Source organism: Megalodesulfovibrio paquesii (assembly GCF_054653055.1).
The window spans coordinates 334,109-351,953 of sequence record NZ_BAAIGQ010000005.1 but is presented as its reverse complement, the minus strand read 5'-3'; the positions used below and the strand labels follow the sequence as shown (position 1 = coordinate 351,953).

Annotated in this window: 16 protein-coding genes; 5 read left to right on the top strand and 11 right to left on the bottom strand. The window is 63.5% G+C overall.

Going from position 1 to position 17,845, the window contains the following annotated elements:
• The first annotated feature begins 42 nt into the window (after positions 1-42).
• The 5 genes from ACYQ00_RS08105 to ACYQ00_RS08085 all read left to right on the top strand — a co-directional run bounded on the left by ACYQ00_RS08105 (position 43) and on the right by ACYQ00_RS08085 (position 7,154).
• Positions 43-996: a phosphate/phosphite/phosphonate ABC transporter substrate-binding protein gene (locus ACYQ00_RS08105; protein WP_460032500.1), complete on the top strand. Its 954-nt coding sequence runs from the start codon at positions 43-45 to the stop codon at positions 994-996.
• The gene (locus tag ACYQ00_RS08100; RefSeq protein WP_460031628.1) at positions 993-3,107 is read left to right on the top strand and encodes an ATP-binding protein; all 2,115 of its coding nucleotides are present in this window, start codon (positions 993-995) and stop codon (positions 3,105-3,107) included. The genes ACYQ00_RS08105 and ACYQ00_RS08100 overlap by 4 nt, the downstream gene beginning before the upstream one ends.
• A 31-nt stretch (positions 3,108-3,138) precedes the next feature.
• Complete coding sequence (locus ACYQ00_RS08095) at positions 3,139-3,498, top strand: response regulator (protein WP_460031627.1); 360 nt, start codon at positions 3,139-3,141, stop codon at positions 3,496-3,498.
• 84 nt (positions 3,499-3,582) lie between these two features.
• The gene (locus tag ACYQ00_RS08090; protein ID WP_460031626.1) at positions 3,583-6,087 is read left to right on the top strand and encodes a PEP/pyruvate-binding domain-containing protein; all 2,505 of its coding nucleotides are present in this window, start codon (positions 3,583-3,585) and stop codon (positions 6,085-6,087) included.
• A gap of 2 nt (positions 6,088-6,089) precedes the next feature.
• Complete coding sequence (locus ACYQ00_RS08085; RefSeq protein WP_460031625.1) at positions 6,090-7,154, top strand: protein-tyrosine phosphatase family protein; 1,065 nt, start codon at positions 6,090-6,092, stop codon at positions 7,152-7,154.
• Positions 7,155-7,213: 59 nt separating this feature from the next.
• Here the strand turns inward: ACYQ00_RS08085 and ACYQ00_RS08080 are convergent, their stop codons facing one another.
• The 11 genes from ACYQ00_RS08080 to ACYQ00_RS08030 form a co-directional block, all read right to left on the bottom strand.
• The gene (locus ACYQ00_RS08080; protein ID WP_460031624.1) at positions 7,214-7,840 is read right to left on the bottom strand and encodes a hypothetical protein; all 627 of its coding nucleotides are present in this window, start codon (positions 7,838-7,840) and stop codon (positions 7,214-7,216) included.
• Positions 7,841-7,904: 64 nt separating this feature from the next.
• On the bottom strand, positions 7,905-9,017 hold the full coding sequence (locus tag ACYQ00_RS08075) for a sulfite exporter TauE/SafE family protein (RefSeq protein ID WP_460032499.1): 1,113 nt from the start codon (positions 9,015-9,017) through the stop codon (positions 7,905-7,907).
• A gap of 101 nt (positions 9,018-9,118) precedes the next feature.
• The gene (locus ACYQ00_RS08070; protein ID WP_460031623.1) at positions 9,119-9,628 is read right to left on the bottom strand and encodes a 4Fe-4S dicluster domain-containing protein; all 510 of its coding nucleotides are present in this window, start codon (positions 9,626-9,628) and stop codon (positions 9,119-9,121) included.
• A gap of 108 nt (positions 9,629-9,736) precedes the next feature.
• Positions 9,737-11,164 carry an NADH-quinone oxidoreductase subunit N gene (locus ACYQ00_RS08065; RefSeq protein ID WP_460031622.1) on the bottom strand — a complete coding sequence of 476 codons (1,428 nt, stop codon included), beginning with the start codon at positions 11,162-11,164 and terminating at the stop codon, positions 9,737-9,739.
• Between the two features lies 1 nt (position 11,165).
• Complete coding sequence (locus ACYQ00_RS08060; protein WP_460031621.1) at positions 11,166-12,716, bottom strand: complex I subunit 4 family protein; 1,551 nt, start codon at positions 12,714-12,716, stop codon at positions 11,166-11,168.
• 22 nt (positions 12,717-12,738) lie between these two features.
• Positions 12,739-14,577 (bottom strand): Na(+)/H(+) antiporter subunit D, encoded by a 1,839-nt coding sequence (locus ACYQ00_RS08055; protein WP_460031620.1) that lies wholly within the window; start codon positions 14,575-14,577, stop codon positions 12,739-12,741.
• Positions 14,567-14,839 (bottom strand): hypothetical protein, encoded by a 273-nt coding sequence (locus tag ACYQ00_RS08050; RefSeq protein ID WP_460031619.1) that lies wholly within the window; start codon positions 14,837-14,839, stop codon positions 14,567-14,569. The genes ACYQ00_RS08055 and ACYQ00_RS08050 overlap by 11 nt, the downstream gene beginning before the upstream one ends.
• Positions 14,839-16,317, bottom strand: coding sequence for a monovalent cation/H+ antiporter subunit D family protein (locus ACYQ00_RS08045; RefSeq protein ID WP_460031618.1), 1,479 nt, complete (start codon positions 16,315-16,317; stop codon positions 14,839-14,841). Before ACYQ00_RS08045 ends, ACYQ00_RS08050 begins: the two co-directional genes overlap by 1 nt.
• 9 nt (positions 16,318-16,326) lie before the next feature.
• Entirely contained in the window at positions 16,327-16,668 is a 342-nt protein-coding gene (locus tag ACYQ00_RS08040; RefSeq protein WP_460031617.1) for an NADH-quinone oxidoreductase subunit NuoK, read from the bottom strand.
• On the bottom strand, positions 16,665-17,198 hold the full coding sequence (locus ACYQ00_RS08035; RefSeq protein WP_460031616.1) for an NADH-quinone oxidoreductase subunit J family protein: 534 nt from the start codon (positions 17,196-17,198) through the stop codon (positions 16,665-16,667). Before ACYQ00_RS08035 ends, ACYQ00_RS08040 begins: the two co-directional genes overlap by 4 nt.
• Positions 17,195-17,845, bottom strand: a complete 651-nt coding sequence (locus ACYQ00_RS08030; RefSeq protein WP_460031615.1) for a 4Fe-4S binding protein — start codon at positions 17,843-17,845, stop codon at positions 17,195-17,197. Before ACYQ00_RS08030 ends, ACYQ00_RS08035 begins: the two co-directional genes overlap by 4 nt.

The window sequence follows — 17,845 nt, the reverse complement described above, 5'->3', positions numbered from 1 at the left end:
ACCATCCGCCGCCTCCTTGTGTCTTGGAACGCTCCCTGGGCGATGCTGGCCATCGGCCTGGTCCTGGTGGGTCTGCTGGCCCTGGCCGGCTGCAGCGACGATGAAGTCGCGCTCCGGGTGGATTTCTCCCGTCGCCAGGAGCTTTCCCCCCACGCGCCCCAGGGTGGGCTGACCTATGCCTACCTGCCGCAGTACTCCCACACCATCTCCTATGCCCGACACCACCGGCTGGTGGAGTACCTGCGGGAGGTCACGGGGCTGCACATCCGCCAGGTCTTCCCGGCCACCTTTGACGAGCACATCGCCATGGTCCAGCGGGGGGAGATTGATATTTCTTATGTGAATCCCTTCGCCTACCTCAAAATGGCCCGGCGTGGGGCCTTTGCCTTTGCCCGCATCATCGAACCCACTGGCTCTCCGGCCTTTCGCGGGGAGATCATCGTCAGGGCGGACAATCCGACGATCAAGACCGTTGAGGACTGCCGGGGCAAACGGCTCATCGCCGTTGACCCCTCCTCTGCAGGCGGGTATTTGTTCCCCATGGGCCTGTTTTTGGAGCATGGGGTGCGCCAGGAGGACTTTGCCGAGGTGGCCTTTGCCCCTGGGCCGGGTGGCAAGCAGGAGAAGGTGGTCCTGGCTGTGCATGCCGGACTCTACGATGTGGGCGTGGTCCGCGATGGCACCCTGAATCTTCTGGCCGATCGCATTGATGTCTCCACCGTTGCCGTGTTGGGCCGCTCCAAGGCGTACCCTGGCTGGCTCTTTGCCGCACGCAAGGATCTGCCCGCCGAGGTGGTGGATCTGATTTCCAAGGCGCTGTTTTCTTTGACCATGACATCTCCACTGCACGCGCCCATCCTGGAAGTCGCCCATATCCAGGCCGTGATTCCCGCGCGTGATGCGGACTATGCCCCGGTGCGCGAACTGGTCTCCAGCCTGAATGTGGACCTCCTGTTCGACAGTCCGCCGCCACAGGCCACGGAGGGAACAGAATGAGATTCTTCCCCGGCGCCATCGCGCGCAGCCTGCCTTTCGCCACCAAGCTGGGTCTTGGCATCAGCGCCATTGTGCTGTTCGTCTCCGTGGCCATCACGGCCACCTTCCATGAGATGGCCTCCCGCTCCCTGACCAGCGAAGGCAAGAAGTGGGGCCGCATGCTGTGCGAGAATCTGGCCCTGCGCATCCGCGACCCGCTCCTGGCCCAGGACCTGCTGCGGATCAAAAACCATGTGGACGAGCTCAAAAGCTCCGGCCACGACGTGGCTTACGCCTTTGTGATGGACGCCGAAGGGCACGTGCTGGCCCATACCTTCCAGAGCGGCTTTCCCGTGGAGCTGCCTTCAGCCAATCCGCTGCTGCCCAATGAAACCTTCCGCATTCAGCTCATCGATGCCGGCAGCATGCTGGTGTATGACTTCGCGGCCCCGGTGGTGGTGGCCGGGAACCGCCTGGGCGTGGCCCGGGTGGGGCTCTCCAAGTCCGGAGTGGAAGACGTTATCCGCGCCCTGATCGATCCCGTGGCCAACGTGGCCTTTTTGACCATGATCCTGGCTGTGGCCCTGGCCACGCTTTATGCCCGGCGGGTCACCCGCCGCATCAACCTGCTGCGGGAGCATGCCGCCTCGGTGGTGGCTGGCCGCCTGGAGCTGCCGGACACCCTGCCCAAGCCGCGGGTCTGCTGGAAGGAGAAGCAATGCTCGCTCTCCAAATGTCCGGTACATGGCGATGGCTCCCTGCCCTGCTGGTATATTGCCGGCAACCTGGCCGCCCACCCCGAGTGTTTTGAAGGCAAGTGCTCCCCCATCACGGACGAGGCCTGCGCCAACTGCGAGGTGTACCTGGAAAACGCCGGCGACGAGATCCAGCAGCTCAGCGAAACCTTCAACATCATGACCTACACCCTGCGTCTGCACCTCGACGAGTTGCACGCCGCAGAACGTGAATTGACCCGCCAGAAGGAGCTGATGCGCACCATCCTGGACGCCACCCCGGACTTTGTGGCCCTGCAGGACAGGGAACACCGATACATGGCTGTGAACAAGGCCTTTGCGGAAATGCTCGGACAATCCGAACTGGCCATCATCGGCCAGGAGGACGCCACCCTCCTGCCCGATGACGAAGGCAGGCGCAACCGCGAGGCCCTGGCCCGCATCTTCCAGACCGGACGGCGCGAGGAGGAAGAAATCCGCCGCAGCCATGAAGGGCAGAGCCAATGGCTCCACGTGGTCCGCGTGCCGGTCAAGGACGACAAGGGCCGCGTGGTGGCCGTGGTCCGTTCCGCCCGGGATGTCAGCCAGCTCAAGAGCATGCAGGATCAGCTCATCCAGGCGCAGAAAATGGAATCCCTGGGCAAGCTGGCCGGCGGGGTGGCCCATGAAATCAATACCCCCCTGGGCGTCATCCTCGGGTATTCCCAGCTGCTGCAGGAGGATGTGCCTGCCGAATCGAGCCTCAAGAGCGATCTGCAGATCATCGAGAAGCAGGCCAAGGTCTGCCGCAAGATCGTGGCCGACCTTTTGGGCTTCTCCCGTCAGGCCGCCAGCGCCAAGATGGAGATGTGCTTCAATAACTCCCTCATGGAAGCCGTGACCCTGGTGCGCCATACCTTTCTGCTGGACAAGGTGGAAATCCAGACCCGGCTTGACGACCGGCTGCCCATCATCTACGGCGATCCGGAAAAGCTCAAACAGGTGTGGATCAACCTGCTGAACAACGCGCGCGATGCCATGCCCTGCGGCGGACTGTTGCGGGTCTCCTCCCGGCTGGAGAGCGAGCGCGGCGTGGTCATCGCCACGTTCTCTGATACAGGGGACGGCATCGCCCCGGAAAACCTGCCGCGCATTTTCGATCCGTTCTTCAGCACCAAGGGCGTGGGCCAGGGCACGGGGCTTGGGCTGTCCGTCTCCTTTGGCATCATCAAGGATCACGGCGGCGCCATCAGCGTCCTGAGTCCGGCCCCTGAGTTTTCGGCAGATGCCAGGGCCGGCGCCCTCCCGGAGGCTGCCGGACCCGGCTCGCAGTTTATCATTGAACTGCCCCTGGACCATTCGGATCTGGCCCCCGTCCCTGCCCAGGCCGAGGCGCCCCGCCCGGTGACGGCAACGTGAATTGACCGCTTTGATTACAAGGAATTGCACCATGGCAAACATCATTGTGCTGGACGACGTGGCCGACGCCGGCGTGCTCATCAAGCGCATTCTGGAACGCAAGGGCCACGCCGTGACCAGCTTTACCGAAGAAGAGGAAGCCCTGGCCTTTGCCACCAAGCAGAAACCCCAGCTGGCCATCCTTGACATAAAGCTCAAGAAAATGACCGGGGTGGAAGTATTGGACGAGCTGAAGAAAATTGATGCGGGCATCAAGGTCATCATGCTCACCGGCTACCCCACCCTGGAGACGGCCCGGGAAAGCGTGCGCCTTGGCGCGGACGAATACTGCGTGAAGCCCATCGACAAGGATGAGCTGGAGCTCAAGGTGGAAGAGGTGCTGGCCCGGTAGCGGCCGCGCTGTGCGTTGCGGCGCTGACGAGATCGCCCATTAGGGGCTCGCCAAATCAGTACGCTTCGTGCTACGCCTGAGCCCGTGCTGAACAAGGAACTGCTGAAACGCTGGACCTATCAGGTCTTTGCCCCGGGCACGCTGTTGCGCGTCCGGTATGAGGCGTTTCGCGAGCTCCTGGCCCTGGATGAAACCTGCCTGGAGCGCATCACCGAACTCGAAGACATCCACTACGGCCGCCGCGCCGTGGACTGGACCCGCGTGGTCCATCTGGTGCACGAGCTGGAGGATATCGGCCGCAAGCTCGTCTCCGCCCTGACCACCCTTTCGCCCGCCAAGGGCGTGCTGCTCATGGAGTATTTCCAGAAGATCGCCTTTTATCTGGAACTCGCCGTGGACATCGCCCCTCCGGATGCGGCGCCGCCTTTTGTCGCCCCCCTGGATGCCGCCGCGCTTATGCCGGCGGCAGGCAGTGCACCCGCCGCCCCGCTCGGGCAGAGCCTGGGCGGCAAGGCGGCCAATCTCCTCCAGGCCAAACAGCTCCCGGACCTGCCGGTACCGCCGGGGTTTGTCGTCACGGCCAGCGCCTTTCATTATTTTCTGGAAGCCAACAACTTGCGGGAGGAGCTGGACGAACGCCTGCGCGGGCTGCGTCTGGACGATCCCGAAGGCCTTGAAGCCGCCAGTGCGGCCATGCAGGCCCTGGTGCGGCAGGCGGAACTTCCGGCCGCCGTGCTGGAAGAACTGCTTGCTGCCAGAACCCGCCTGCCAGATCCCAAGGCCCGTCTGGCTGTGCGTTCCAGCGCCGTGGCCGAGGATGCGGCCAACTCCTTTGCCGGCCAGTACGACAGCATCCTGGATGTGGCCCCGGAGGATCTTCCCGAAGCCTGGCGCACTGTGGTCATGGGCAAGTATTCGCCCCGGGCGCTCATTTATCGGATCCTCACCGGCCTGTCAGACATGGAAACGCCCATGGCCGTGCTGGTCATGCCCATGGTGGACGCAGCCTATGCGGGCGTCTGCTACACGCGGGATGCCGACCGCTCGGCCAGCCTGTGTGGCATGATGGCGCTGTACGCCGTGCCGGGCCTGGGGGAAAACCTGGTCAGCGGCCGGCTCTCTCCCGGCGTGTTCTGCATTGACCCTGGCGCGCCGCCGGCGCATCCGCCGGCCATTCTGCAACGCCCCGCCGGCTTTGCCGGATTGCCGGATGAGACGATTCGCCGTCTGGCGCGCATGGCCTGGCAGCTGGAGCAGTATTTCGGCAGCCCGCAGGATGTGGAATGGGCCGTGGACCGTCAGGGTGCGCCGTGGATTCTGCAGACCCGTCCCATGCAGCAAGGCCAGACCGAGGCCCCGCTGCCTCGCCCCCTTGCCGAGCAATTGCCAGAGCCTTTGCTTTCGGGCGGCGTGTCCGTCTCCCCTGGCGGCGCCAGCGGGCCGGTGGTGCACGCCCGCACCGAGGCCGCCATCCGCTCGGCCCCGCCCGGCTGCATCCTGATCACTGAGTCCATGCCGCCTTCCCTGGTCCAGATCATGAGCCAGGTGGCCGGGGTGATCAGCCTGCGCGGCAGCCGGGCCTCGCACTTCGCCTCCGTGGCCCGCGAATTCGGGCTGCCGGTGATTGTGGGCGGGGAGCACGTGTTTGACCGGCTCCCCGAAGGCGAGCCGGTCACCCTGGATGCCGTGCATGGGCACGTGTTTCCCGGTCTGGTACAGGCAGTGGTGGAAGCCGCGGGGCTGCCGCGCAAATCCCTGGTGGATGCGGCCCAGGCCCGGCTGGAAAAGCTCATGCCCCACGTGGCCACCCTCAACCTGACCGACCCGCAATCCCCGCAGTTCAAGCCGGAGAGCTGCCGCTCGGTGCATGACGTGGTTCGCTTTGCCCACGAAAGCGCGGTGCAGGAGATGTTCTCCCTGGTGGGCAAGTCCGCCCGCGGCATGGCCCGCGCCAAAAAGCTGCACACCCGCCTGCCCATGACCATGTATGTGCTGGACCTGGGCGACGGGCTCTTTGCCGGCGCACGGGACAAGACCGAGATACTCCCCGACGACATCACCAGCACCCCCATGTGGGCCCTGTGGTGGGGCATGTCCAGCGCGCCCATCCCCGCCGCGTCCCTGCCCATGGCCGACTGGGAGGCTCTGGACCGACACAGCGGCGGCCTGCTGCTGGATGAAAAACTGCTGGCCAGCTTTGCCGTCATTGACGATGCCTACGCGCACCTCATGCTGCGGTTTGGCTATCATTTCTGCGTGGTAGACGCGTTGTGCGTCCAGGGTGGGGAAAAGAACCATGTGGCCGTCCGCTTCAAGGGCGGCGGCGGGCAATATCATCAGCGCCTGCTGCGTCTGGAGTTCCTGCGCCATGTGCTGGAGGCGCAGGGCTTCTCCATCCAGATCATGGGCGATCTGTTCGAGGGCCGCCTGGCCGGGCTGGACTGCAACACCCTGCGCCGGCGGCTGGTGGTTCTCGGACGGCTCCTGGCCATGACCCGGCTGATGGACGTTGCCCTGGAATCGTCGGAACAGGCCAGAACCCTGGCGGAGGAGTTCCTGGCCGCCGTGGATCAGGAACAAGGGGACTAGCCATGGCGCGGCGCGAGTCGCCCTTCGTCTGGGTGTCGGACCAGCTGGCAGTGGGCGCGGCCCCGCTCTCCTACGCCCAGCTGGCCAGGCTCCACGACGAAGGCGTTTCCGCCATCCTGAACCTGTGCGGCGAGTTTTGCGACCTGCACGAAATCGAACGCGACCACGGCTTCGAAGTCCACTACCTGCCCATCCCAGACGAGGAAGCGCCGGACATGGCCGCCCTGGAAGCCGCCCTGGCCTGGCTGGATGAGGCCATTTACCTGGGCAAACGGGTCTACATCCATTGCCGCCACGGTATCGGGCGCACCGGCACCGTGCTCAATGCCTATCTCCTGCGTCGCGGGCTGGGGCACAAGATGGCCGACCGCATCCTGGCCAAACTGCGCAGCAAGCCGACGAATTTCTGCCAGTGGCGCGCTGTCAAGCGCTATGGCAAGGCCGCAGGCAAGCTGACCATCCGCGAACCCCGGCTGGAGTTCAAACGGCTGGTGGATCTGCATCCCTTTATTCACGATTACGAGGAACTGGCCATTGAGGTGGAACAGAGCATCGCCGACGCCTGCACCACCCTGCCCCGCTGCGGCCGCGAGCATTCCCGCTGCTGTACCCGCCCGGTGCAGCTGACCTTCATTGAAGCGGTGGATCTGGCCACGATGATCAACGAGGAACTGACCAGCGAAACCCGCCAGGCACTGATGGAGCGGGCCAATCAGGCGTCACGACACGAACGGCAGATCCGCCAGCAATCGCAGGAGACGCGGGCCGCCCAGGGGGAAAGCTGCCTGGCGGACATGGACTTCGCCTGCCCGCTCCTGGAGCACGGCCGCTGCATGCTTTTCTACATGCGGCCGTTGCAATGCCGCACCTACGGCATGCCCGCCGAGGTGGCGGAATCCCTCTGGCAGCGCATCTCTCCCGCGCTCAACCGGCTTTCCGGCCAGGCCTTTCTGGCCTTGTCCGGGTCCTTTCTGCCTGACGCTCCCCTGGCCTTCTCCATTGCCGAGGTTGTCTCCGGCCGCTACGTGCAACGGTTCTTCCACCAGCTGCGTCTGGCCGCGCAATAGACAGGCGCGGCAGCCGGCAACGGCCGCAATTGGGAAGATCTGCGGAACGTGCCGCCGCCTCAGGCCGGTTTTTCGCAGGGGGTGGCTTCCGGAGCGGCCTGCCGGGCGGCCTTGGCCTCGGCGGCGCGCAGCAGCTGCTCGCTTTCCAGAGCGGCCTCATCGGCCCGGGCCAGCGCATGCAGGCGAGAATACAGCGGAATGTAATGCTTGATTTTGGAAAAAAGAAAGCGGGTTCCAATATAAATCGGAATGAACCAGAACTCCGGCCGCACCGCGCCGATGAATGGTGCGGTCAGATCCTCCACCCGGCCAAAACGGTAATCCAGCCACCCCAAGGCGATCGCCATGGGCCAGATGGAGGCGCAAAACATGGTCGCACCCAGGAAAAAGTTTTTGCCAAAGGACTCGTTTGCCAGGATATTGCAGGCCTTGAAGGCTTTTTTGTCCTTTTCGAGCAGGGCCTGAAAGCTCAGGTCGTTGTGTCGCTGCATCTCACGCCGCTGCGCCAGATATGGTTTGCGGTTGATGCGGTATGCCAGGACCATGGCCACGTCGCCAAGAAGGATGGTGCACAAGGCCACGTACACACATCCCACAAAAAATCCCCACTGGGCATCCGGGACCAGACGGAAGGCCCAGATGAGGTGTGGATCCAGAAAGGTGTTCAGATCGGCAAAACTACTCATGCGATGATACCTACCAAATAACGCAGGGGCCGTCACGCGACGGCCCCTGCATCAGGATTGCTGGTTACAGAAGCTTCATGCCAAAGAAGCCGCGCAGGATGTAATCCACGCCAGTGTAGAAGGCGAGGATGATAAAGAGCACCTTCAGCGCGGTGTCCGGGAGGTACTTGGACGTACGGGGGCCCACGATGGAGCCGATCACAATACCGACCATTTCCGCACCGATGAAGTGCCATTCAATGGGCGTGCCCTGCATCATATAGGAGAAGATGGAGGTGATCATCCCCACAAAAACGCCCATGGCCGAGGTGCCAGCCACCAGATACATGGGCAGGCCGGCCATGGAGGTCAGGAAGGGCACCAGCAGGAAGCCGCCGCCGACACCCAGGAAGGAGGCGATGGCGCCGATGACAAAAGCGCCGATGACCGGCACGATGGGATTGAACTGGAATTCCACGCCAAAGAAGGTGAACACGCACTTGGTGGCGCTGAAGGTGGTGATCTTCACGCCCTGGTCTTTCAGGTCGCCACCCTTCTTCACGCTTTCCTGGAAGGCCTTGGCAGCAGCAGAGGCAGCCTTCTTCTTGGCTTTGCCCGCGGGGGTGACTTCATACACCAGATACAGACCCAGCATCAGCACGAAGAGGCCGAAGTAGCCCTGGTAGGAGCTCAGGTTGATCTTGCCGGCAGTCAGCACAGGCACCAGATAGGAGCTGATGATGGTGCCCACGCCCAGGGCCAGACCCAGGGGCAGCACCAGCCGGCCCATCTTCCAGTAGTTGAAGGTGGAGATACCGGCAGAGGTGCCCACCAGATACTGGTTGGAGGTACGGATGGAGTCGGTCACGATCTTGTTCAGCTGCAGATCCTTGCCAAAGCTCTTGGCATAGCCGCCAAAGCCGAACACGGTCATATGCCCGATGGCCGCCATAACGCCACCGAACGCGCCAACGGTGGAGAAGATCCAGCCAACCCAGATGGCCCAGAGCAGGCCCTTCCACCAGTCAATCACCGGGCCGCCGGGAATGCCCAGAAAACCGGCAGGCTGGGAGGGATCGACCTTGCCGGCTTCCACAGCCTGCTGGATGGCATCGGACAGCTTGTCAGCCATGGCGGGTTCATGCAGGGCGACGCACAGGGCCATCGCAGCGACAAGAACCAATCCGAACAGTTTCATGTGCTTCACAACTTCACTCCTTCTCGACTTGAGTCTGGTGATAAGTAAACTCCTGATTCCCCTGGATTCCCCGCGGGGCCTCAGGCGTGTTCCCGGCTAAATCAGGCGCGTTCCTGGCGCGCAAGGACTGTTTGCGCATAGGCTTCGCGGTTTTTGTTGGAATTTTCGTTTACGTCCACAAATTCAAGGGCATGCGCGCAACAGGCCGTCACACAGGCAGGCTCCAGCCCTTCCGCAAGACGATCCCGGCAAAAATCGCATTTGATGGCCTTGCCCTGTGCATCGTCCCACTGCGGGATGCTCCAGGGGCAGGCCTGGATGCAGGCCTTGCAGCCCACGCACAGATCGCTCTGCACAAACACCAGCCCGTCTTCATCGCGGGTCATGGCGCCCGTGGGGCAGGAAGCCACGCACCAGGCCTTGGCGCAGTGGAAGCAGGTCATGTACATGGTCTGCAGTTTGGGCTTGCCGGCGCGGTTCACCGGACCCTTGCTGACCAGTTTACCCAGCCACGCGCCCTCGGGCACCTTGTTCTTGGCCTTGCAGTGCATCTCGCAGGCATAGCAACTGATGCAGCGGTTCGGGTTGAACTTAATGATTTTCTTGCCCATATCTTCCTCCTGATCCAGAATCGAGCATCCGAATTCTGTTTGTCTACCAAAATAGTGTGATTAACGCCCCGGAAGAGCGGGGTTTTGCCCGCGCTCCACTTCCAACCACTATGGTTTCACTGCGTGTCCTGCCGCCACAGCCAGGTCGAAAAAGACTCCAGGTACGGTTCCCAATGCCAGCAGGGTGATGGCCAGGACCAATCCCCAAAGCACCTCGCCCACGGGCCGGACCCGCGGAGAGCCTGACACAGTTTCGCCGTCATGCGTATAGGCATGTCGCACCAGGGACAGGTAGTAGTAGATGGCGATGGCCGTGTTCAGCACCGCCACGATCACCAGCCAGTTATACCCGTGGCCCCAGGCACTCTTCAGCAGCATCAGCTTGCCCATAAAGCCCGCCGTGGGGGGCAGGCCCACCAGGGCGAAAGCGCTCACAGCCAGCACCAGGGCCAGCACGGGCTCGCGCCGGGAGAGGCCGTCCAGATCTTCCAGGGTGACGTTCCTGCCGTCCGGGGCCAGACGGCAGAGCACCCAGAAGATGGTCAGGTTCATCAGGATGTAGACCAGCGCATAGAAGCTCGCGGCGGCCAGCCCGTCGGCCGTGCCGGAGACCAGGCCGAGCATCAGGTAGCCGGCGTGGGCCACGCTGGAGTAGCCAAGCAGGCGTTTGATATCGCGCTGGGCCAGGGCAGCCAGATTGCCGTACGTCATGGAGATGGCGCCGAGCACCGCCAGGAGCAGCGTGATTTCCAGGTTCGGCGTCAGGAGCGCGGCAAAGCGCACCAGCACCACGGCAGCGCCCAGCTTGGGCAGGGTGGCCAGGAAGGCCGAGGTCTCGTTGGCGCTGCCCTGGTACACGTCCGGTGCCCAGAAATGGAAGGGGAACAACGCCAGCTTGTAGAACATGCCGCAGAGGAACATGGCCAGCCCGGCCGCAGCCAGGGGGGCGCCGGCCAGGGAGAAATCCTTGCCGGCCAGGGTGGCCAGGTAGGTGGTGCCGTGGCTGCCCCAAAGGTAGGAGAGCCCGTAGAGCGCAATGGCCGTGGCCACTGCGCCGAAGAGGATGTACTTGATGCCAGCCTCGGCGGCCTGGCGTTCCTTGGCCCGAAGGGGAACGACCGCGTAGAGGCTGTACGAAGAGATTTCCAGGGCCACGTAGATGGTCACGCATTCCACGCAGGAGGCCAGGAGCATCAGCCCCCAGGCGGAAGAGGCCAGGAAGAAGTAGAAATCAGGCTTCTTGGCGGTATCCAGCTGCGGGGGATTGGCCGCGTTCAGGGCCGCGATGGTGAAGCCCACGGCCACGGCCAGTTTGAAGAACTGGGAGAGGGCGTCGATCTGGTAGGCGCCGTAGAACAGGCTGCCGCTATCGTTGATACCGGCCAGGGCTGCGGCAATGGTCGCCACGCCGCCCCAGGGCAGCCAGCACAGGCAGCGCCTGGAGCCGTCCGGCGAAAGGGACTGCACAAAGAGGATGGCCATCACACCAAAGAGGGCCAGCTCTGGCAGGCAGAGTGCGAGGTTGTACTGGCTCATGTCAGCGGACCTCCCCTTGGGTCTTGCCGGACAGTTCGATCGCAGCCGATGCCGGTTCTGCTTCGGCCTGCAGAATCACGCAGGTCTTGGCCCGGTAGTCGGCCAGGAGCTTTTCCACCGAAGGCGTGACCACCTTGAGAGCCAGGGCCGGCGCCAGACCAAGATAGAGCGTCAGCACGGCCAGGGGGGCGAGGTAAATCCACTCCCGCAGGTTCAGGTCGCTCCAGCCCTTTCCTGCCGGCGAGGCTGGCTGTCCGTAGGCCATCCGCAGCCCCAGCCGCAGCATGTAAGCCGCGGCCAGCATGGCTCCGGGAATGGCGGCCAGGCCGATGGAGGTGTTCATTTCAAAGGTCCCGATGAGCACCAGCAGTTCGCCCACAAAGCTGTTCAGACCTGGAAAGCCCAGGGACGCCAGGGAGAACAGCCCGAAAAAGCCCATGAAGGCTGGCAGGTGTTTGCCCAGGCCCATGTTGTCGTCGATTTCGCGACTGTGGCTGCGTTCGTAGATGGCCCCAACCATCATGAACAGCCCGCCGGTGACGATGCCATGATTGAGCATGACCATCAGCGCGCCTTCGACCCCGGCCTGGGTGAAGGCGAAGATGCCCAGGGTGACGAAGCCCATGTGCGCCACGGAGGAGTAGGCAATGAGCTTCTTCATATCCTGCTGGCCCAGGGCCACAAAGCCGCCATAAAGGATGGAGGCAATGCTGATGGCCAGGAACATGGGCGCGTAGTGGTCCGCGGCCATGGGGGTGAGCCCGATGCAGAACCGCAGGAAGCCGTAAGTCCCCATCTTGAGCAGCACCGAGGCCAGCAGCACGGAGCCGGCCGAGGGCGCTTCCACGTGGGCCGCGGGCAGCCAGGTGTGGAAGGGGAACATGGGCACCTTGATGGCAAAGGCCAGGGCCATGGCCAGGAACACCCAGCATTGGAAGTCGAACCCGTACTGCCCCTGCATCAGCTGCGGGATGGAGAAGGTGCCCTCATGCACGTACAGGGCCACGATGGCCGCCAGCAACAGCGTGGAGCCGGCCAGGGTGTACAGGAAGAACTTGATGGAGGCGTAGCGCCGCCGCGGCCCGCCCCACACGGCGATGAGCAGGTACATGGGCACCAGCATCGCTTCCCAGAAGATATAGAAGAGGACCAGATCCATGGCCACGAACACGCCCACACAGGCCCCGGTCATCAGCAGCAGGCAAACATGGAACTCCTTGACCCGCTTGGAGATGTACGTCCAGGAGCACAGGGTGCACAGGGGCAGCAGCACCGCGGAGAGCACTACCATGAAGAGGGAGAGCCCATCCACGGCCAGATGATACGTCAGCCCGGCCTCGGGCATCCAGGGGTGCAACTCCACGAATTGCCAGCCGGCATTGCCGATGACGAAGCCGCCAAGGAGCGTCAGGGCCAACAGGGTTTCCACGATCCCGATGCACAGGGTGATAAACCGGGAGGCCGTGTCGTCCACCTTGAGGACCATCAGTATGATGGCCCCGACGATGGGTAAAAAGATCAGGTTCGTGAGATACGGGAACGAGGCGAGCATATGCTGTTCCATCACCATCCCCCTATCCCAGCCACCACAGGCAGCCGGCGACGCCAAGGGCGAACACCGTTGCCAGGGCGGCATACTGTTGCAGATCCCCGGACTGCAGCCGGGCCGCGAGCCGTCCGGTCACACCGACCACTTCGGCTGTGCCGTCCACCACGCCGTCAATGGCCTTCACGTCAAACACGCTGGAGCCCCTGGCGCCGGCCTTCAGGCCCGGCAGGCCGATGGTGCGGTACACCTCGCTCCAGATGCTGTCGATCCAGGCCGCCGGCCGGCTGATCAGCTGGTAGAAGGCCTTGCCGACAAGCACGTAGATCCACTCGAAGTCCATGTTCCGCTGGGCATGCGGGGTGAGCACGTTGCGCAGCAGGTAGAAGCCCAGGCCCGTAAAGCCGAGCAGTGTGAAGGCCTGAAGGATGTTGAACAGTTCGTAGGGATGAAACTCCACATGATGCAGCTCGGTCACAAAGGAAGTGTAGGCTGCAGCATGTTCACCATGCATGGGGAATGGCAGGAGCGAGTACAGCAGGTTGGGGAACAGGCCCGTCAACAGACAGAGCGCAGCCCCGCCAAACATGGCCACATACATGTTTACCGGAATCGGCTCCAGTACCCTGCTGGAGTCCGGCTTGGCAAAGAAGGCGAAGTACGGCAGCTTGATGCCCACGGAAAGGAACGTCCCCACCGCGGCGATTTCCATGCCCAGGGCCAGCCAGGTATGGTGCGATTCGGCCGCGCCGGCGATGGTCATGGTTTTGGAGATGAAGCCATTGAAGAAGGGCATGCCGGAGATGGACACCGCCGCGGCCATGTAGAGCACAAAAACCAGCGGCAGCCGCCGGGCCAGACCGCCCAGCTCGCTCAGGTTGGCCGTGCCCGCCGCATGCAGCAGGCAGCCCGCGCCCATGAAGAGCAGGCCCTTGTAGAGAATGTGGGCGTAAGCGTGGGCGCAGGCGCCGTTCACGGTCATGGCCGTGCCGATGCCGATGCCGGCCACCATGTATCCCACCTGGGAGACGATGTGATAGGAGAGGATGCGCCGGGCGTTGTTCTCCATGGTCGCGTAGAACACGCCCCACAGGCACATGACCACGCCGAGAATGCCGAGGATTTCCACCCCGGCGAAGGCCCGGGCCAGGACGTACACCGCCGTCTTGGTGGTGAAGGCGCTCATGAACACCGCACCCGTGACCGTGGCTTCGGGGTAGGCGTCCGGCAGCCAGGCGTGCAGCGGCACCACCGCAGCGTTGACGGCAAAGCCAAGCAGCACCAGCCAGTCGTACAGCTGCATGGCATTGGGGTCCACGGGGTCAAAATCGAAGTTCCCGGTGGCCTGATAGCGCAGCATGATGCCGGCCAGCAGGATCAGGCCGCCCAGGGTGTGCATCAGGAAGTAACGGAAGCCCGCGGCCGTGGACTGTGGCCGGCGGCGGAACCAGATGAGCAGTGTGGAGGCCACGCTCATCAGCTCCCACCCCAGGAACAGGGTCAGGTAATCCCCGGCAAAGACACAGAGGAAGGCCCCGCCCACGTAGGTCATGCTGGCCACGTGCTGCCAGCGGTCCTTGAGGTGCATGGCGTAGATGCATCCCAGAATGGCCTGCAAGGCAAAGATGTGGGCAAAAATGATGGAGAGCCGGTCCACACGGGCCAGATTCAGGTCCAGCCCCAGCCAGAGAAGGTGCAGGTTGGCCCCCCCCTCGCTACGGCTGATGCCGACCATGACCAGGAAGGCCAGCGCAGCCACGACAGGCAGCAGCCAGCGGTGGATGGCCCGAGGCAACAGCGCTGCCCCGGCCGCCCCCACGGCGAAGAGCGCCGCGGGATGGAAGAAGAACCCGGACTCAGCGGTCATAGTAGTCCTCCCGACGGCCGATGAGTTTGGCCACGAATTTCTTCAGCACCAGAGCCATGAGCACGGCCGTGACCAGGGCAAAGATTGCCCAGAAACCGGGCCAGGCGTCGTAGCCAAAGTGGGGGTGCGCCGGCCGCAGAAAGAAATTGGCCGCCACCATCACGCCCAGGGCCACGAAGAAGGCCAGTTTCCAGGCCGCCGCCTTGGCGCGTTGCCGGGCAAACCAGCTCCCCAGGGAGTTCTGCATCTCGTCCCAGGCCATCACAACCCCCGCAAGGTGTTGATGAATTGCAGGAAGACGGGGAACAGCCCCAGCGCCACCGAAAACGCCGCCGTCAGGCATAAGGGCACCACCATGGTGGCCGAGGCCTCGCCAAAGTGGGCCAGGGCTGCCTCGGCCTCGCCATCCACGGGTTTCTTGAAGAAAGCCGTGTAGATGATGGGCACAAAGTAGCCGGCGTTCAGGATTGTCGAGACCAGGAGCGCGCACATGAGGATGACCTCGTGCGTCTGCATGGCCCCGCGCAGCATGTACCATTTGGAAACAAAACCGCAGACCGGCGGCACCCCGATCATGGAGAGCGAGGCAATGGCAAAGGCCCCGAAGGTCCAGGGCATTTTCCGCCCCAGGCCATTCATCTTGCTGATCTGCTTCAGGTGCGTGGCCACATAGATCGCGCCGGCGCCCATGAAGAGGGTGATCTTGGAGAAGGCGTGGTGGGCGATGTGCATCAGCCCGCCCTGCACGGCCAGGGGGGCCAGCATGGTCACGCCCAGGATGACGTAGGAGAGCTGCGCCACCGTGGAATAGGCCAGTCGGGCCTTGAGGTCGTCCTTGGTCAGGGCGATGATGGAGGCCACCACCAGGGTGAAGGCCGCCAGATAGGCCGTGGGGATGCCCAGGAACAGCGAGTCCATGGCCTGCAGTCCAAAGCCCGAGAGCACCACCCGTGAGACCGAGAAGACCCCGGCCTTGACCACGGCCACGGCGTGCAGCAGGGCCGAGACCGGCGTGGGCGCGACCATGGCCGAGGGCAGCCAGTTGTGGAAGGGCATGATGGCCGCCTTGGCCAGGCCGGCGATGTACAGCACGTAGGTCAGCTGCACCAGATGTGGGTTGGCCGTGGCCGGGAAGATGCCCGTGGTCACGTCGTGCAGGTTGAAGTCCAGGGTGCCGGCCAGCACATAGGTCAGCACCATGGCCGGCAGGAAGAAGAGCTTGGAGGTGCCGATCAGGTAGATGAAATACTTGCGCGCTCCGGCCCAGGCTGCGTCGTCTTCATGATGCGCGACCAGCGGATAGGTGAAGATGGAGATGATTTCGTAGAACAGGTACAGTGTGAAGATGTTCGCGGCCATGGCCACGCCAAGCGCGCCAAAGATGGCCACGGCAAAGCAGAAGTAATAACGCGTCTGAGCGTGCTCGTTCAGACCGCGCATGTAGCCGATGTTGTAACTGGTCACCAGAATCCACAGGAACGGGGCGATGCAGGCGAAGATCAGCGCCAGGCCGTCCATGCAAAAGGAGATGGAGATGCCGGGATACAGCGTGACCAGCGTGTAACGCAGCACCTGCCCGTCCAACACATCGGGGATGAACTGGAACACGGCCAGGCTGGCCAGGCCCGCGGCCGCGAAGGACACGCCCTCGCGCCGGTTGATGTTCTTACGCAAGAGATAGATGACAAACGGCGCCACCAGGGTGATGACAAGCGGCAGGAGCAAGGCAGGCGTCTGCATGATTTCCCCCTACCCCTTGAGTTCCGAGACGGCGTCCGAGGAGGCCGTGCCGAAGCGTTTGGCCAGCACCAGCACGATAGCCAGCACCAGCGTGGCCTCGGCTGCAGCCAGGCCCATGATGAGGAGCGCGCCCAGCTGGCCCAGGCCGGCCTGGGTGGCATTTTCCGCGGTCGCCGGCGAGAGCTGCGTGGCCGCCACAATGGACAGGCCCGCGCCGTTGAGCATCAGTTCCACGCTGATGAGCATGCCCACCAACGTCCTGCGCATGCAGAAGCCAAGCAGCCCCAGAGCCAGCAGCGTCAGGGCCGCAAGCTGGTAGCACAACAGGGGATTGCCGAAGAGCGTGCTCATCTGGACAGCCTCCGCTCAAAGCCGAGGATCACTGCCCCGGCCATGGCCACAAACAACACCAGGGAAATGGCTTCAAAAGCCAGCACATAGTCGGTCAGCAGCAGCCGGCCCAGGGCCTGCAGGCTGATCTCCACCGGGAGCCCCAGGGGAGCGGGCACGTGGCGAATCAGAAGCCCTCCCAGCAAGGCCGCCGGAGCTGCCGCGGCCAGGATGGCCAGCAGTGTCTTGCCGGCCCGGCTCTGGCCGGGAACACGCCGGGTGTCTTCCTCGCCCCTGGTCAGCATGATGGCGAAGAAGATCAGCACCGACACCGCGCCAACGTAGATCAGCAGCTGCATCAGGGCCACAAAGGGCGCCTGCATCAGCAGGTACATCCCCGAGACACCAAAGAGTGTCTTGATCAGCCCCAGCATGGCCTTGACCAGACTCCTGGCCCACACAGCCATGATCCCACCGACGAGAATCGCCAGGAAATACAGGATGAACAGCACTTTGGCGGTCAGGTCCGCCGTCAGGAAGTCCAGGTTCATGCGCCCTCCCCTCCTTGTGCGTCCTTTTTGACGAACGGCTTGCGCGGAGCCAGTTTTTCGGGCTTGCCACCACCGCGGGGGCCTTCGCCTGGTTGTGGTGGTTCAGACTGTCGCCGCAACCGGGCCAACAGGTCGAACACGAATTCTTCCCGCGTTGCTCCAGCCAGGTACAGATTTTCCGAGTGTCTCAGGCTGGTGACCGGGCAGACCTGCACGCACAAGCCGCACAAGCTGCACAAGGTGTAGTCCAGCTGAAAGCTGGCCAGCTTCTTGCGGCCGCCGTCCTTGGGCATGGCGGCCTCGGCCTTCACTTTGGGCGTCACCGCGTCCATATCCACGGTTTCTTCGGCCACAGGCTTGGCCGGCTTGGCCGGTTTATCCACCTTGATGAGAATGCAGTTCGAGGGGCAGATCCGCTCGCACTGCAGGCAGGCGATGCACCGCGCCGAGTGTGGGTCGTCTTCCAGGGGGACAAGCTCGATGTGCCCCCGGAAGCCCTTGAGGGCCTCTGCCCCCACCACCTGGCGGGGGTAATGCACCGTGCGCTGGGGTTTGGCGAACTCCTTGCCGGTAATTTTGAGGCCCACCAGCAGGCTCTTCAGCCCCTGCGCGGCCTCAACCAACGGTTTGAGCATGGAAGCGCACAT

What these genes read in the sequence shown, in the direction of transcription:
- ACYQ00_RS08105 (WP_460032500.1), top strand. Translation starts at nt 43, where the DNA reads ATGCTGGCCATCGGCCTGGTCCTGGTGGGTCTGCTGGCCCTGGCCGGC.
- ACYQ00_RS08100 (WP_460031628.1), top strand. Translation starts at nt 993, where the DNA reads ATGAGATTCTTCCCCGGCGCCATCGCGCGCAGCCTGCCTTTCGCCACC.
- ACYQ00_RS08095 (WP_460031627.1), top strand. Translation starts at nt 3,139, where the DNA reads ATGGCAAACATCATTGTGCTGGACGACGTGGCCGACGCCGGCGTGCTC.
- ACYQ00_RS08085 (WP_460031625.1), top strand. Translation starts at nt 6,090, where the DNA reads ATGGCGCGGCGCGAGTCGCCCTTCGTCTGGGTGTCGGACCAGCTGGCA.
- ACYQ00_RS08080 (WP_460031624.1), bottom strand. Translation starts at nt 7,840, where the DNA reads ATGAGTAGTTTTGCCGATCTGAACACCTTTCTGGATCCACACCTCATC.
- ACYQ00_RS08075 (WP_460032499.1), bottom strand. Translation starts at nt 9,017, where the DNA reads ATGAAACTGTTCGGATTGGTTCTTGTCGCTGCGATGGCCCTGTGCGTC.
- ACYQ00_RS08070 (WP_460031623.1), bottom strand. Translation starts at nt 9,628, where the DNA reads ATGGGCAAGAAAATCATTAAGTTCAACCCGAACCGCTGCATCAGTTGC.
- ACYQ00_RS08065 (WP_460031622.1), bottom strand. Translation starts at nt 11,164, where the DNA reads ATGAGCCAGTACAACCTCGCACTCTGCCTGCCAGAGCTGGCCCTCTTT.
- ACYQ00_RS08060 (WP_460031621.1), bottom strand. Translation starts at nt 12,716, where the DNA reads ATGCTCGCCTCGTTCCCGTATCTCACGAACCTGATCTTTTTACCCATC.
- ACYQ00_RS08055 (WP_460031620.1), bottom strand. Translation starts at nt 14,577, where the DNA reads ATGACCGCTGAGTCCGGGTTCTTCTTCCATCCCGCGGCGCTCTTCGCC.
- ACYQ00_RS08050 (WP_460031619.1), bottom strand. Translation starts at nt 14,839, where the DNA reads ATGGCCTGGGACGAGATGCAGAACTCCCTGGGGAGCTGGTTTGCCCGG.
- ACYQ00_RS08045 (WP_460031618.1), bottom strand. Translation starts at nt 16,317, where the DNA reads ATGCAGACGCCTGCCTTGCTCCTGCCGCTTGTCATCACCCTGGTGGCG.
- ACYQ00_RS08040 (WP_460031617.1), bottom strand. Translation starts at nt 16,668, where the DNA reads ATGAGCACGCTCTTCGGCAATCCCCTGTTGTGCTACCAGCTTGCGGCC.
- ACYQ00_RS08035 (WP_460031616.1), bottom strand. Translation starts at nt 17,198, where the DNA reads ATGAACCTGGACTTCCTGACGGCGGACCTGACCGCCAAAGTGCTGTTC.
- ACYQ00_RS08030 (WP_460031615.1), bottom strand. Translation starts at nt 17,845, where the DNA reads ATGTGCGCTTCCATGCTCAAACCGTTGGTTGAGGCCGCGCAGGGGCTG.